This is a genomic window from Streptococcus sp. 2106, from assembly GCF_013277315.1.
GTDB classification, from domain to species: domain Bacteria; phylum Bacillota; class Bacilli; order Lactobacillales; family Streptococcaceae; genus Streptococcus; species Streptococcus pseudopneumoniae.
This window is the reverse complement of the sequence record NZ_VMMS01000003.1, coordinates 1-16,517: the sequence shown is the minus strand read 5'-3', so window position 1 is coordinate 16,517 and position 16,517 is coordinate 1. Positions and strand designations below refer to the sequence as shown.

The 16,517-nt window shown below is 40.1% G+C and carries 12 protein-coding genes and 2 pseudogenes; 1 reads left to right on the top strand and 13 read right to left on the bottom strand.

Going from position 1 to position 16,517, the window contains the following annotated elements; all coding sequences use genetic code 11:
• Positions 1-11 precede the first annotated feature (11 nt).
• From HT723_RS00150 to ruvB, 11 genes and pseudogenes are all read right to left on the bottom strand, one after another.
• Positions 12-449, bottom strand: coding sequence for a PTS sugar transporter subunit IIA (locus HT723_RS00150; RefSeq protein ID WP_000764149.1), 438 nt, complete (start codon positions 447-449; stop codon positions 12-14).
• A 1-nt stretch (position 450) separates the two neighbouring features.
• Positions 451-2,406 carry a transcription antiterminator gene (locus HT723_RS00145; protein ID WP_172934403.1) on the bottom strand — a complete coding sequence of 652 codons (1,956 nt, stop codon included), beginning with the start codon at positions 2,404-2,406 and terminating at the stop codon, positions 451-453.
• 23 nt (positions 2,407-2,429) lie between these two features.
• Entirely contained in the window at positions 2,430-4,199 is a 1,770-nt protein-coding gene (locus HT723_RS00140) for a PTS mannitol-specific transporter subunit IIBC (protein ID WP_000391682.1), read from the bottom strand.
• A gap of 444 nt (positions 4,200-4,643) precedes the next feature.
• Positions 4,644-6,452 (bottom strand): glutamine--fructose-6-phosphate transaminase (isomerizing), encoded by a 1,809-nt coding sequence (glmS, locus tag HT723_RS00135; protein ID WP_172934402.1) that lies wholly within the window; start codon positions 6,450-6,452, stop codon positions 4,644-4,646.
• 191 nt (positions 6,453-6,643) lie between these two features.
• A complete protein-coding gene (gene bglA / locus HT723_RS00130) occupies positions 6,644-8,023 on the bottom strand; it encodes a 6-phospho-beta-glucosidase (RefSeq protein ID WP_000943494.1) in 1,380 nt (459 codons plus the stop codon).
• 98 nt (positions 8,024-8,121) lie between these two features.
• A complete protein-coding gene (locus HT723_RS00125) occupies positions 8,122-9,975 on the bottom strand; it encodes a proline--tRNA ligase (protein ID WP_172934401.1) in 1,854 nt (617 codons plus the stop codon).
• A 12-nt stretch (positions 9,976-9,987) separates the two neighbouring features.
• A complete protein-coding gene (gene rseP / locus HT723_RS00120; RefSeq protein ID WP_172924756.1) occupies positions 9,988-11,247 on the bottom strand; it encodes an RIP metalloprotease RseP in 1,260 nt (419 codons plus the stop codon).
• Positions 11,248-11,268: 21 nt separating this feature from the next.
• Positions 11,269-12,072 (bottom strand): phosphatidate cytidylyltransferase, encoded by an 804-nt coding sequence (locus HT723_RS00115; protein WP_000189857.1) that lies wholly within the window; start codon positions 12,070-12,072, stop codon positions 11,269-11,271.
• Positions 12,073-12,080: 8 nt separating this feature from the next.
• Positions 12,081-12,839: an isoprenyl transferase gene (locus HT723_RS00110; RefSeq protein ID WP_000466722.1), complete on the bottom strand. Its 759-nt coding sequence runs from the start codon at positions 12,837-12,839 to the stop codon at positions 12,081-12,083.
• Between the two features lie 304 nt (positions 12,840-13,143).
• Positions 13,144-13,716, bottom strand: a pseudogene (locus HT723_RS00105) (nucleotidyltransferase family protein).
• Positions 13,697-14,695 (bottom strand): Holliday junction branch migration DNA helicase RuvB, encoded by a 999-nt coding sequence (gene ruvB, locus HT723_RS00100; RefSeq protein WP_345890224.1) that lies wholly within the window; start codon positions 14,693-14,695, stop codon positions 13,697-13,699. Before ruvB ends, HT723_RS00105 begins: the two are co-directional and overlap by 20 nt.
• A gap of 131 nt (positions 14,696-14,826) precedes the next feature.
• Here ruvB and HT723_RS00095 point away from each other — a divergent pair, with 131 nt between their 5' ends.
• Positions 14,827-14,919, top strand: coding sequence for a type I toxin-antitoxin system Fst family toxin (locus HT723_RS00095; RefSeq protein WP_172924754.1), 93 nt, complete (start codon positions 14,827-14,829; stop codon positions 14,917-14,919).
• Between the two features lie 595 nt (positions 14,920-15,514).
• On the opposite strand, the gene HT723_RS00090 is transcribed toward HT723_RS00095, so the two are convergent.
• A complete protein-coding gene (locus HT723_RS00090) occupies positions 15,515-16,168 on the bottom strand; it encodes a DUF4352 domain-containing protein (RefSeq protein WP_050207592.1) in 654 nt (217 codons plus the stop codon).
• Between the two features lie 229 nt (positions 16,169-16,397).
• Positions 16,398-16,517: pseudogene (locus HT723_RS00085) on the bottom strand (IS630 family transposase); the annotation flags it as partial.

The window sequence follows — 16,517 nt, the reverse complement described above, 5'->3', positions numbered from 1 at the left end:
ACGAAATTCAATTATTCAACAGCATCAAATAAGCGCAACACTTCCTCTTTTGACTGAGCATCTGCTAGTTTAAGAACATTATCTACATCTGCACAGAAGATAGAAATTTTCTGAATAATTTCTAAGTGTTCATTACCAATACCAGCAATACCAAAAAGAACCGTTGCCACTTGAGGGTTAGATACATTCCCAAAATCAACCCCTCTAGGGACTTGAACGACTGTAATACCAGACTTGAGGACATCATTTTTTGCTGCATCTGTTCCATGCGGTATGGCGATAAAGTTACCCATGTAAACAGATAGCTCTTTATCTCGCTCAATCATGGCTTCAATATAGTCTTCATTAACATATCCACCCTCATAAAGAACTTGCCCACAATAACAAATAGCTTCCTCCTTGTTAGAAAATTGTTTATTAAGCTTAATCAAATGTTTTTCAAGTTTCATATTAGTTCTCCAATTTCTTAATTTTTTCGTTAAAAATAGTATTTAGCATCTGATAAATAATGGATTGATTTCCCGTCTTGTAAATCTCTGTATAAAGATGATTTTCAATAATCGACTGACTGATAGCTGTCATTAAATCTCTCGCTTCCTCGCTAGCTTCTTTAGACATTAGCATTAGCAGACACCTTTTGACCTCTTCTTCCTCTCGTTTCATTGACAATGCGGAGATAGGTAGTTTGAGTTCAAACATAGTAAAACTATTTGTTGTTACTTTGCTAGACTGACTATGTAAAAGCACCAGACCAGTATTAGGAATAGCCATAGGACTATTCTGGAAGTGAGATAACAATTTTCTTGTTAGGTAATCTCTGTCACTCACATTCTTCTGATATTGGATGATTTGTTCTACCGTGTGCTCAAATGATTGATTATTCTCCAATTGAACCAACTCGAATTGACTCAAAAGCTGACTACTAGATATTAAATAATCTTGCAAGTCATAACTTTTCTCTGGAGCGATAGCATCACGCGCGACAATTGTACGATGTGCCTGTACATACTGAAGTCGTTCCTGTAATTCAAGCAATTCTTTGACGGTTGGAAAACTAGAAATTACATCGATTTCCTGATTAGTCAGCGGCTTGGTAGATAAAATATAATCATACTGACTGAGATCAATACTATGGTAATCTACTAGAGACTGAATATCTATCAACTCTACAAAAGGAGCAACACTCTTAATTTTACTGACTAATAAATCTCTAGTGACCCGACGTTCATCCGTTAAAAGCAAAACACGGACTGGATAAATCTCTGGACTACGGCCTAAGCTAGAGATAAAATGTAGGGCAATCATGCCATACTCATACTCTGTATGAAGATATTTCGGAAAAATATCATTCACTAAAAGACTGATGACTGTATAAAGAAATTTATTCCTTTCAACTAAAATCTGGACAGATTCTGGCAAATTTTCACCCTGAAAAAGGATAGGGATGCCTAAACTGAGCCGAATATGATGGAAAAGAAAATTGAATAAAACCTTGTCCTTAAAAAAGTCAATCTTGGTATACATGGAAACCGTATCAATCAGATTTGAAATATTGTAGAAAAATTCACCATCAAATTTCTCCGTAAAGAGCGGATTGTCCTGACGTTTAATGATTAATTCATCCAAGATGCTCGCAAAATAGATAATTTCCTGAATACTATAAAATTGTGCAGTCTGCTTAGAGTAAGCTTGAAAAATTTTTTGAGAAATTTCCAAAGCCTGCTTACTAGTATTAGGTGAATTTTCAATGTTTTGCTCCTGACCTATAAGAGATAACAAGATCGCAAAAAACATCTTCATCCTAGCATCCATATCTGGAAAACCTGACAGTTGCTTATTAACAATCTGACTGGCCAGCCTAGTTCTATCTGCTTCTAAAATATCAAAGCTCCCAAAATTACCGATTGAAAAATCTGCTACTGAGATACAGTTTGTCAGTAAAATAGCCAAAAATCTTCTCTTACCAACTGAATCACCAGAAATACGATAACCTTTTTGTCGTTCAATTTTCAGATCAAAGTCTAAAAGACGCTTATCAATATCTGAAATATCCTGAATAATAGTTACATTACTGACTTTCATGCATTCTTGCAATGCTTCATTGGTGACAAAACCACTCTCAGTCAGAAGGCGATAGGTAATCAACTCTTGTCTTTCTTGGGGACTATACTCAACTAACACTTCAAGTTCTGTCGGCAAATCATCCAACTCTCCAGTCAAAATATAGTATTTCCCATGCTTCGTTATTTCGATTCCATATTGCTCCATGCTATCTGTCAAATCTGATAAAGTTCGATAAATTGTTCTAGATGAAACCTGTAAGATTTCAGTCATGTCTTGCATTGAAAGCTTCCCTACATGTAGGAAAGCCTTCAATAATTGTTCTTCTCGTTTGGTTAATAGCATTCGTAATTTAGAAACCTCTAGTTCTATTTGTACATTCTAACAGCCATTTTGTCATATTCTGGTGTTGTTACTAAACTATCCACAATAAGAAATTGAGAATTCGGTGCTGTTTGCTGCACTTCTGCCTGTAAAGAAATAGTTGTTACAATCATTATGTTTTTAGAATTAAATTCACCTAATTCTGAAATTTTGGCAGTAGAAACTGGAATACGAATATTTTTGTTTCTAAAGATAGCCCGAATCGTTTCACAGCCCATAGTTGCAGATCCCTGTGCTTTACCATAAGCAACTACTACAGCATCAATATGGTTAAGGTCAATTTCCTGACTATCTACTGATGCTGAAGTTGATATATCTCCTTCAATTTCTGCTATTGGAGAAGCTCCTGTTAATGAAGCTACAATTTCATCATAACGAGGGGACGCTAAGAAATTATCAACAGAAACATGAATAGCACTTGGACTCTTGTCTTTAGCTCTTGGTGTCAGTTCTTCCTGAGTAACAATTAATGTTTTTGGTGTATCAAGCAAATTTGAGATTGCCTGATTAGATACTGGAATCTCTAGACCTGCTTTTTTAACCTTATCTCGAAGAATACTAGCTCCCATAGCAGAGCTTCCCATACCAGCATCGCAGGCGAAAATGATTTTTTCCACTGAGTCTGTCGAAACAACTGCATCAACAGAAGTTGATACCAACTGACCTTTAGACTGAGCCTTAGCTGCTTGGGTAGCCGCCTGAGCAGCTTCGAGCGAATCCTCAGTTGACTTGTCTGCATGAAGAATAAGGGCTGCTACAAGGAAAGAAACAACTGCTGCCACTAAAACACCTAGAAGAACATTTAGATGGGGCCAAACGCCTTTTGGCGCCGTAGCCATAATCGCAATAATAGAACCTGGTGAAGCTGGAGATTTAAGACCAGCGTCTAAGAGTTGAAAAGTAAAAGTTCCAGAGATACCTCCTGCCATAGCAGCTAAAAATAGAGTAGGCTTCATCATAACATAAGGAAAGTAAATTTCATGAATCCCTCCGAAGAAATGAATAAGCATTGCCCCCCAAGAAGAAGATTTAGCAGAACCTTTACCGAATACAGCATAAGCTAATAGAATTCCCAGGCCTGGTCCAGGATTAGCTTCCAATAGGAAGAGAATTGACTTACCAGCTTGAGCTACCTGTTCTACTCCCAGAGGAGTAAAAATGCCATGATTGAGGGCATTATTGAGGAAAAGGACTTTAGCCGGTTCGATAATAAAATTAGCTATAGGAAGGAGGCGAGCATTAACAATAGCCTCAACACCATTCCCAACAGCTCCAGTAAGAGTCGATACGACTGGACCGATTGCGTAGAAAGCCAAAAGCAATAATGCAAAACCAACGAGACCAGCTGAGAAATTATTAACTAACATTTCAAATCCGGGACGAATTTTTTCCTGGAACTTTTCATCAAATTTCTTGATAGTCCATCCTCCCAGTGAGCCCATTACCATAGCTCCGATAAACATAGGAACACTAGAACCTGTGATTGCACCAACAGTAGCAATAGCTCCTACAACGGCACCACGTTGACCATGGATCATATATCCACCTGTGTAACCAATCAGGATTGGCAATAAATACGTTAACATAGGACCAACAACAGTAGCTAACTGTTCATTTGGCAGATAGCCATCAGCGATAAAGAGGGCAGTCAACACTCCCCAAGCAATAAATGCTCCAATATTGGGCATAACCATATTTGAAAGCGATGTCCCTAGTTTTTGAACTCTGACTTTCAATGATACTTTTTCTTCCATTAGGATCATCCTCCTTTTCTTAAAACTAGTATATACAAAGTTAAAAACCTTTAAAACTAAAGTTTTGTCACAGATTTTGTGCCAAAACTTTACTTTTGACGAGGCTGGGCAAAAAGGCTTAAAAATGATAAAACGCATCATATCAGGTGTACAAAACCTTAATATGATGCGTTTTATCATGGAAAGATTTACTGAATTTTCTCTTCAAATTGAGTTTTTGCCCAGCTTCCTCTTTTTATAGTAGTTTGAAATAAGATACGAACAAATCAATTGGAAAATTCAAATTAATTTCTAGAAATATTTTAGTATTCCTGTGTACTGTTCTAAATTCAATCTGCTATAATTATTGAAAAGTAAACCCTTATCATCATTTGTAACATAAAAAATAGGCTGTAAAACCTTATAGGATAAACCTATGGCTTTACGCCCGTATATTCATAGATTCTATTCTACCGTTACTGACTTGGCAAGGTTACGTGGTTTGTCCACATCGAGGCCACGGTGGAGGGTTGCAAAGTAAGCGACCAATTGTGTTGGTACGACCATTGAAATTGGTGAGAGGTAAGGGTGTACAGTCGTAAGGACGATAGCGTCTGTCTCTTTAGCAACATTTTCTTCTGCGATAGTGAGGACTTTTGCACCACGGGCTGCCACCTCTTGGATATTTCCACGAGTGTGGTTGGCAAGGACTGGATCTGACAAGAGAGTCAAAACAGGTGTTCCTTCTTCAATCAAGGCAATAGTTCCGTGCTTAAGTTCTCCTGCCGCAAAGCCTTCACACTGGATGTAAGAAATCTCTTTAAGTTTGAGACTTGCTTCCATGGCTACGTAGTAATCTTGACCACGTCCGATGTAAAAGGCGTTACGAGTTGTTTCAAGTAGCTCACGAACCTTGACTTCAATGGTTTCTTTCTCTGAAAGAGTTGATTCGATAGACTGAGCTACGATTGACAACTCATGAACTAAATCAAAGGCTTGCGCTTTGGCATTGCCATTTGCTTCTCCGACTGCTTTTGCAAGGAAGGCAAGGGCTGCAATTTGCGCTGTATAGGCCTTGGTTGATGCCACGGCAATTTCAGGACCTGCATGAAGGAGCATGGTATGGTTGGCTTCACGAGACAGAGTTGAACCTGGGACGTTTGTCACTGTCAAGCTTGGGATTCCCATTTCATTAGCCTTGACCAAAGCCTGACGGCTATCTGCTGTTTCACCAGACTGGCTGATAAAGATGAAGAGTGGTTTCTTGCTGAGAAGTGGCATACCGTAACCCCACTCAGATGAAATTCCAAGTTCAACTGGTGTATCTGTCAATTCTTCCAGCATCTTCTTAGAAGCAAATCCTGCGTGGTAAGATGTCCCAGCTGCAAGGATGTAGATGCGGTCTGCGTCTTGAACAGCCTGGATGATAGCTTGGTCTACGACTACTTGACCAACCTCATCTGTGTAGGCTTGGATCAACTTACGCATCACTGTTGGTTGCTCGTCAATTTCCTTGAGCATGTAGTAAGGGTAAGTTCCCTTACCGATATCTGACAAGTCAAGTTCCGCAGTATAGCTAGCACGTTCACGACTGTTACTATCATAGTCTTGAACTTCCACGCTATCAGCCTTGACGATTACCAACTCTTGGTCATGAATTTCCATGTATTGGTTGGTTTCACGAATCATAGCCATAGCATCTGAGCAGACCATATTGTAGCCTTCCCCAAGACCAATCAAAAGTGGAGATTTGTTTTTCGCTACATAGATGACATCTGGATTTTCAGAGTCAATCAAGGCAAAGGCATATGAACCACGGATAATATGAAGAGCTTTTTTAAAGGCTTCAAGAACTGAGAGACCGTCTTCTTCCGCAAATTTTCCAATCAAATGTACGGCGATTTCCGTATCTGTTTGCCCTTTGAAGTGGTGCCCAGCAAGGTATTCTTCTTTAATTTCAAGGTAGTTTTCAATCACCCCATTGTGAACCAAGACAAAACGTTCTGTCTCAGAGCGGTGTGGGTGAGCATTGTCTTCCGTTGGTTTCCCATGAGTTGCCCAACGAGTATGTCCGATACCAGTTGTTCCCTCAACACCAACTGTCTTAGCAGATAATTCTGCAATACGACCTACAGCTTTGACTAGATGGTTTTCAGCACCACCTAGGACAAAAATTCCCGCAGAATCATAGCCACGGTATTCGAGCTTTTCAAGCCCTTGAATCAAAATATCAGTTGCATTTGTGTTTCCAACAACACCAACAATTCCACACATAGTATATACGACACAGGCAAGCTGTGCTTCCTCCTTAAAATTGGTATAGTCTAATTCCTCTTTTATAGAATCAGCAAAAACAGTATATACTTGTTTCTTTCACTTGTCAAGAGTAAAAATTGGTATAGTTCAAATTAAACTCCTATAAGTAAAAAACTCTGACCAATTTGGATAATCAGTCAGAGTCCTTTTTAAAATCCATTATTATCGCTTAATTCCTTGAACCAGTACCCTGATTTTTTCAGACGACGTTCTTGCGTTTCCAAGTCTAATTCGACCAAACCATAGCGATTTTTATAGCTGTTAAGCCATGACCAACAATCGATAAAGGTCCAAATTAAGTAGCCCTTACAATTGGCTCCGTCTTCAATGGCACGGTGAAGTTCACGAAGATGAGCTTTTACAAAGTCAATACGGTAATCATCTTGAATCATTCCATTCTCACGGAATTTTTCCTCTCCTTCAACACCCATACCATTCTCTGTCAACATCCACTCAATATTGCCATAATTTTCCTTGATATTTTGGGCGATGTCATAAATCCCTTGCTCATAAATCTCCCAGCCACGATGAGGATTGATTTTACGTCCAGGCATTACATAAGGCTCATAAAAATGTTCTGGCAAAAGAGGACTCTCTGGATTCTTAGCAAATCGAGGTGCCATAACACGCAAAGGTTGATAGTAGTTGACACCAAGGAAGTCTACCGTATTGTCACGAATGACTTCCAACTCCTCCTCTGTAGCATCAGGCAAGAGACCGTATTCATGTAAGATTTCTACCAACTCCTGTGGATAAGTCCCCAAGACAGATGGATCTAAGAAAGATTGGGCCTGAAAAAGGTCCGCAATACGAGCTGCCTTGACATCAGCAGGATGCTGGCTACGTGGATAAGCCGGTGTCAAGTTGAGGACAATCCCAATCTTGGAATCTGGCAAAAGTTCATGACAAGCCTTAACCGCCCGACTGCTGGCCAATTGTGTATGATATGCTACTTTAACGGCTGCCTCTGCATCCACCTTATGTGGATAATGGGCATCGTAAAAATAGCCAAATTCTACTGGAACGATGGGCTCGTTAAAGGTAATCCATTGATCCACTAGATCTCCATAAGTCTCAAAACAAAAACGAGCATAGTTTTCATAGGCTGAGACAGTCGCCTTATTTTCCCAACCATCACCAGCTTCTTGAAGAGCAAAAGGCAAATCAAAGTGGTAGAGATTGACTAAAAGACGAATCCCCTTAGCCTTAATAGCCTCAAAAACCTTACGATAGAAATCCACACCTTGAGGATTGACTTTTCCACATCCTTGTGGAAAAATCCGTGACCACTGAATAGAAATCCGAAAGGCCGTGTGACCAGTTTCTAACAGTAGCTCAATATCCTGTTCCCAGTTTTCATAAAAGCTTGATGTTTTATCTGGACCAATTCCATTATAGTAGCGATTTGGCTCCACTTGGAACCAGTAATCCCAGAGATTATCTCCCTTACCGTCACCAGCTATACGTCCTTCTGTCTGCGGCCCAGAAGTAGAGGATCCCCAGACAAAATCCTTTGGAAATCTTAGCATACATTTACCTCTTTATCTACTCATTTTTCCCATTATACAGAAAAAACAAGGTAAAAACTAGTTACATTTTTTCCTTGTTTTTCTTCTGATTATAGTTTTTATTTCTTGCTGAGGATTTCAAGCGTTTCGAGCACGTTATCTGCATGAACTTCGATAGTGTCACCAGTCGCTTTAATCTTCACTTCTACGATGCCATCGGCCGCTTTCTTCCCAACAGTGATACGGATTGGCAATCCAATCAAGTCACTGTCGCTAAATTTAACTCCGACACGTTCATTACGGTCGTCTGTCAAGACTTCGTAACCAGCTCCCATCAAGCTTGCTTCAAGCTTTTCTGTCAAGACTTGCGCTTCTTCATCCTTGACATTGACAGTGATCAAGTGCACATCAAATGGTGCCAATTCTTTAGGGAAATTGATTCCCCAAGCGTAACGGTATTCACCTTTTGGCGTTTTGTTAACAAAGAGGCGAGCGTGTTGCTCCATCACTGCTGAAAGGAGACGGCTGACACCGATACCGTAACATCCCATGATAATTGGCACAGCCCGGCCATTTTCATCCAAAACATCTGCTCCCATGCTTGCTGAATAGCGAGTGCCAAGTTTAAAGATGTGACCAATTTCGATACCACGCGCAAAGTTAAGGACTCCTTGCCCGTCTGGGGAAATTTCACCCTCACGAACTTCACGGATATCCACATATTCTGCAGTAAAATCACGGCCTGGATTCACACCAGTCAAGTGGTAGCCATCTTCGTTAGCACCGACAACTGCATTGCGAACATCTTGCACCTTACGGTCTGCGATGATTTTAACATTCTCTGGCAAACCAACCGGGCCAAGTGAACCAAATCCTGCTTGAACAAGATTCGCCACTTCTTCTTCGCTAGCAACGTCAAAGAAATCTGCTCCCAAGTGATTTTTCAACTTGACTTCGTTGAGTTGGTCATTTCCAACTAGAAGGGCTGCAACAAGCTCACCATCTGCCATGTAGAAGAGGGTTTTAATCGTTTGTTCTTCTGGAACGTTGAGGAAGGCTGCAACTTCATCGATTGACTTAACATCCGGCGTTGCAACACGAGTCACTTCTTCTTCAGCGACAACACGGTTGCTTGGTTTGTACTCGTTTGTTGCCATTTCTAAGTTAGCTGCATAGCTAGACTCACTTGAGTAAGCAATGGTATCTTCACCAGAGACTATCCATTTGAGCAATTCTGCCTTGATTTCTTCTTGCGCTTCTGCAGGAATTTCGTCAAATGAGGCAACTGACTTGTCCAAGACAACCCAGCGGTCAAGGTCTGTACGAGCAGATGTAATGGCCATAAATTCTTGGCTATCCTTACCACCCATGGCTCCACCGTCACCAATAATAGCCTTGAAGTCTAAACCACTACGAGTGAAAATACGCTCATAGGCTGCTTTGTACTCATCATAAACACTATCCAAACTATCATAGTTAGCGTGGAAACTATAAGCATCCTTCATGATAAACTCACGTGTACGAAGAAGTCCATTACGTGGGCGTTTTTCATCACGATACTTAGGCTGGATTTGGTAAAGGTTGAGTGGCAATTGCTTGTAAGACTTAACAGAATCACGGACAATAGCTGTAAAGGTTTCTTCGTGTGTTGGACCTAGGATAAAGTCTGATTTTTCACGGTTTTTTAGTTTGTAAAGGTCTTCACCGTAAGTTTCGTAACGACCTGATTCGCGCCACAATTCTGCACTGAGAAGGGCAGGAGCCAACATCTCAACGGCACCAATCTTGTCGAATTCTTGGCGCATGATATTTTTAGCTTTTTCAATCACACGATTAGCAAGTGGTAGGTAAGAATAAACACCTGCAGATACTTGGCGAACATAACCAGCACGCAACATAAGAGCATGGCTGATAACTTGAGCATCGCTTGGCATTTCGCGAAGCGTTGGGATAGGCATTTTACTTTGTTTCATAATATTCCTCGATTATCTAAAAAAGAGTCGCATAATGTCATTCCAGGTCACAGCAATCATCAAGACAACCATGATGACCACTCCGGCCAAGGTGACATAGGTTTCAATTTCTTGTTTCAATGGTTTGCGGCGGATAGCTTCTAGGATATTGAGCACAATCTTACCACCATCCAGAGCTGGAATCGGAATAAGATTAAAAATCCCGATATTGATGGAAATCATTGCCAAGAAGTACAAGACATTCTCAATTCCATTTTTAGCAGCATCACTACTTGCCTTAAAGATGGCAACAGGTCCACCCAACTTGTTCAAATCCGGTTGGAAAATCAGATTTTTCAGTGCTGATAAAATTCGTAGGGCCGAGTCAGCAGCAGTTGTAAAACCACCTACAAACATGGATAGAAAGTCCGACTTAATTCCCGGTTGAACACCTAGAAGGTAACGGCCTTGACTTTCTTCCGGAGTAACAGTGACTTGTTTGTCACTCCCATTTTCAAAAATAGTCACATCCAAAGTCGAGGCCGTCTTACCTTTGGTTTCCGTTTCCACAGCCTGAATCAAACTTTCCCAGTTGCTAATCTCATGTGAGCCAATCTTGGTAATCTGTGCCGTTTCTGATACTCCCACCTTAGCCAAGGCCCCTTGGGGCATGACATGGAACTGGTTGGTATCAACATCTCTGACACCACCCTGCATGAAGATTAAAATCCAGAAAACAACAACCCCTAAGATAAAGTTATTCATAGGACCTGCAAAATTGGTAATCAGTTTGCCCCAGATAGTCGCATTTTGATATTGAACATCTAAAGGTGCAATCCGAACCTCAGTACCATCTGCTTCCACAACCGTTGCATCGTGATCCACTGCAAATGTTTTTTCTTCTTCCAGAACCAATCCTTTGATAAAGAGCTTGTCTTCAAAATCAAACTGGGTCACCTGCATAGGGAGGGCTGTTTGATCCAATTTTTTACCTGAGAGATTGATGCGTTTAACCTTACCATCATCAGCAAGTGTCAAACTAACAGGCGTTCCTGCCTTGATTTCAGTTGTATCATCACCCCAACCGGCCATGCGGACATAGCCACCCAGAGGCAAGATTCGAATGGTATAGGCCGTTCCATCCTTGCCAATGTGAGCAAAAATTTTAGGTCCCATACCGATGGCAAATTCACGTACTAAAATCCCTGATTTCTTGGCAAAGTAGAAGTGCCCGAACTCGTGCACCACTACAATAATCCCGAAAACCAGAATAAAGGTTAAAATTCCGAGCATAGCGTTTCCTCCGTCTTTTGATTAAAAGAGTCCAAATAAGTGCATGATTGGAAATACAAGCAACATACTATCGAAACGATCCAAAACACCACCATGTCCAGGGATAAATTTCCCAGAATCCTTAACACCAAAATGACGTTTGATCGAACTTTCTAGTAAATCACCAAATTGTCCAGCAATGCTAAAGAAAATAGCAAAGACTGACATCTTGTAAATTCCATATGGAAGAGCAACTGTACTGTCAACTATCATAAAGATAATGGTTACTAAAATTGCTCCTAAAATACCACCCAAGGCACCCTCAAGGGTTTTATTAGGCGATACCCTTGGTGCTAACTTTCGTTTCCCATAGTTCATCCCAACAAGATAGGCACCACTGTCTGTCGCCCAGACGATACACAAGGCTAAGAGAGCCTTGTCCAAACCTGCAACACGAGCATCTAGTAAAGCATTAAATCCAAAGCCCACGTAGAAGCTCATAGCAAGAGGGAAAACCGCATCCTCAATCGTATAAGACTTGCTAAAAACGGTCGTTCCTAACATGATTGAAATCAAAACACTATAGGCAACCACATTCCCATCAACTGGCAAAAAAGTCAGGTAATTCTCCAAGGGAATGGTCAATGCAAAGGTTGCAAAGAGGGTCAAGAGGCCCTCCATCGTCATGGTCTCTAGACCTCTCATCTTCAAAAGTTCATGCATGGCTAGCATGGCTATGATTCCGATTGCTATCTGAAGCAAGAGGCCCCCAATCATTAAAATTGGTAGGAAAATAGCCAGGGCAATCCCTGCAAACAAGGTTCTTTTCTGTAAATCCTGGGTCATATTTCCTCCTAAACTCCTCCAAATCGGCGATGACGACGATTATAGGCAAGAATGGCTTCCTGCAAGGCCGCCTCGTCAAAATCAGGCCACAAGGTGTCCGTAAAATAGAGCTCACTATAGGCTCCCTGCCATGGAAGGAAATTGCTCAAACGCAATTCTCCACTAGTACGGATAATCAAGTCTGGGTCTCGTAACTCCTTAGGTAAATGCTGGGTAAAAAGATAATTACCAATCAATTCCTCTGTGATGTCACCTGGGTTGATTTTGGCATCTAAAACATCCTGGGAAATCAACTTAAGCGCCTGTGTAATCTCAGCACGTCCACCATAGTTGAGGGCAAAATTAAGAATCAAACCTGTGTTGTTCTTAGTCAATTCCTCAGCCTTGGTTAAAGCTTCAAAAGTCTGCTTAGGCAGGCGGTCTGTCTCCCCAATCATTTGAATCTTAACATTATTCGCATGTAGTTCTGGAACATAATTATCATAAAACTCTACTGGCAAGTTCATGATAAACTTGACTTCCTGATCTGGACGGGTCCAGTTTTCTGTAGAAAAAGCATAGACCGTAATAACCTTAACGCCTAGTTTGTTAGCTGCCTTGGTCACAGTTTGCAATGCTTCCATGCCCGCCTTATGTCCAAAAACTCGCGGTTGCATACGTTTTTTAGCCCAACGGCCATTGCCATCCATGATGATGCCAATATGAGCAGGGACCTGTGTCGGAACCTCTACTTCCACAGCCTTATCTTTCTTAAAAAATCCAAACATGATCTTATTCCTATTCAAAAATCTATCGTTTCATTATACCATATTTCCCTATTTTCTTCTATCACTAAGCTATTTATACTCTTCGAAANNTGTTTTGAGCAACCTGCGGTTAGCTTCCTAGTTTACACTTTGATTTTCATTGAGTATTATTCTCAGGCACCAAGCCCATTTTTCAAAAAAATAAGCCGCCTGATTGGGCGACTTTATTTTTTATAGGGAGATTATTATGAAAAAGTTTTAGGAGTTTAAGTTAAGGTCTTCTTAACTTATGAACTCAGTATACACTCCCTAGCTTAAAGTTTCCTTAAGAAGTTTTAAAAATCAAATTTTTCCATTTCTCCTGACAATTTTTCTTGGATAAACGTGTTTGATAAAGCTCCATTCGGTCTTCATTTTCTAAGAAATGAGGAGTTGGACGAACTTGAAAATTCAAAATATCCTCGAGTCCGTAAGGAGTAAAGAGTTCTAAAGTAGAATCTTCATTCAAGCGCAGTCCAACAGCCGTACATCGTTCTGGATACTTACTCATGGCATCACAAGAGCTGCTATAGGGAGCAGTATGAGGACTGTGCTGATGCATACAGACCTGATTTTTCAATTCCCACTAGTACTGAGGAAAATCCTCTCTCAACTTTTTCTCTAGAGACAAGGTTTCCTCATAAGAAATATCTGGATCAAAGAAAATTACATCTACATCTGTTTCACAGTCAAAAGGGGACTTGTCTGACAAGAGATTCCAGATAAAATTTCTGACAGAACCTGCTGCCAACCAAGAATCTTTCAAACCAAGGTTTCGGATAATAGTCAGAATAGCCATCATATCCCGATTTTCTCTGAAAACTTCCAGAATTTCTTGCTTATTTTTCACTGTATTCATAACCTAAGTGCTCATATGCCTTAGCAGTCGCCACTCGTCCAGAACGTGTCCGCATGATAAAACCTTTTTGAATCAAGTAAGGCTCATACATGTCTTCCACCGTCTCTCGCTCCTCTGCAATGTTAACAGAAAGAGTTCCTAATCCAACAGGGCCACCACCGTACATCTCAATCATGGTCCGAAGGATTTTCTGGTCCACATAGTCCAGACCTTCATGGTCAACATCCAGCATGGTCAAAGCCTTATCCGTAATAAGATCATCGATAACCCCATCCCCCATTATCTGGGCAAAATCGCGCACGCGCTTGAGGAGACGATTGGCAATACGAGGGGTCCCACGACTACGTAGGGCCAACTCAGATGCTGCCTCATGAGTGATTTCCATCTCAAAAATATCTGCCGTCCGCTCAACAATTTCCGTCAAATCAACATGAGCATAATACTCCATATGACCTGTAATCCCAAAACGTGCCCGTAGCGGATTTGAGAGCATACCAGCCCGAGTCGTCGCCCCAATCAAGGTAAAAGGTGGCAACTCCAAATGAACGCTGCGACTGCCTTCACCAGCACCAATCATGATATCAATGTAGAAGTCCTCCATGGCACTATAAAGCACCTCTTCCACAGACATGGGCAAGCGATGAATCTCATCAATAAAAAGGACATCCCCAGGCTCCAAGTCATTCAAAATCGCTACCAGATCACCGGCTTTTTCAATGACAGGCCCAGACGTTTGCTTGAGATTGACACCTAGTTCGTTGGCAATAACAAAAGCCATGGTCGTTTTTCCCAAGCCTGGAGGGCCAAATAAGAGCACATGATCCAGCGCTTCATCCCGCATTTTGGCAGCTTCGATAAAGATTTGGAGCTGGTTCTTGACCTTATCCTGTCCGATATATTCACGTAAATACTGAGGACGGAGCGTGCGTTCTACTAACTCCTCATCCCCCATTATCTCATTATCTAAAATTCTACTCATGGCTCTATTATATCAAAAAACCAAGCCACAAACAAAAAAGCCACTGGATTGTGACTCCCGAGTCTAGCACTTATGTGGTATAATATTGTTCGGAACTTCTACACCGCCTACGAAAGGAGGTGAGATAGCCCATGATGGAATTAGTACTCAAAACTATCATCGGACCAATTGTGGTCAGTGTCGTTCTTCGTATAGTCGATAAATGGCTAAACAAGGACAAATAGTGTCAAAAAAGACCTCAAGCTTATTTGGTCGTGAGCTTGGGGTCTTTTCTAGCCTATGATATAGAGCTAGTACTCAATTCCTTTTTATTATCCCATAGTTCACGAATTTTGTCAAAGGTTTATATCCTCATCCATTCAGCTTCTCCAACTTTAGAATCTGTCCAATAAAGTTTATAAGATTTAGAGAAAGCTATTGAAAAATGATATTTAGAAAACTTCCGAAAAGCCTGAAATAGAGCAAAAAAACTCCACCAGTTCCGGTGGAGTTAAGGGAGATTATGATGAAAAAGAAAAGTTTAGGATTTTATTAAATAAAGTTAGGAGGTCTTTATTTAATGACTATATAATACTAGACTAGCCTTAAATTTTGCTTAAGCAAAAACAAGTTTTATTATTTTTCTCTGTTGATCCAAGTCATCCCTATACAATTATAGGTGGATAAGGCTTCAAAATCCAATTTGCACCATTTTCTCCACTTCAACATAATTCCTAGATTACTAATTTTTTAAAACCATAACATAAAAACAAATGTAAAGAATAAGAAAAAATGCATAACATCTACTAAAAAATAGACATTTTGCATTTTTAATTCAGACTAATCTAGACTAATTTTTCCTCTTTGAGTTCCAAAAACACCTGTTTGTACTTGTAACTGTAAGCCTGAAGCATCTGCAGTCTCCGTATTCACATCAAATACCACATTTCCTGTGATACTATTTTCAGGGTTTAATTCTGACAAAAAGAATTTTGCTTCCTGATTTGCATAGATACCAGCTGTACTATCAGTTGAGTACTCTGTATCATCTTTTAAAAGCTTAAAGAAATCATCCGTAACAGTTATAGATTTTTTACCATTATTTTTTACCGTCACATTCAGAATTAAATAAATACCATTTGCGTTTTTGCCAAATTCTCCTCCAACATTTTGAGACAGAGATTTTGAATTCACGATATATTCAACATCTCCAACTTTAACAACTTCTCCGATTTTATTCTCTGCCTTAGCTTTTGTCTCCTCTTCCTTATTTTTATTTTTTTCTGTTGCCTTTGTTTGAGCAGTTTCTTCTGATGCTGCTGTTTGCGTACTTGAACTAGATGCAACTTCCTGCTTAGTGGAGTTACTTCCACTTCCACCTTTAACTACACCAAATACAACAATAATAACAATCAATATGAACCACCATTTTTTATAAAAAGGTGTTTTTTTCACATATACATTCCCATTTTCATCTTTGATTTTCTTAGCCATAAGAAATCTCCTTTAATCTTTTTCAACTATTATATTATATTTCCTAAAAAAAAAAAGCATTTTTGAGGGTAATTTTAATTTTTTTAAATAAATGCGATTTAAAAAGTTTCAATCACTGAGCCTAGCTAAACAATTTCAACTAACAAAATTATCTCAAAAGAACTTTGCCATTTCAATTTTTCTAAAATATAGCACTCTAAGACAAATGAGGTGATTCTTGTTCATACTCAATTGTCTGAGCGTCTGCCTTCTTGGGATGTTCAGGTCGAGGAGTGACCGTTCGCCAACCATGGCATTTCAGGAGATAATAGCAACCATCACGTGTAGAAGTGCGACTAATCTCTTTTTG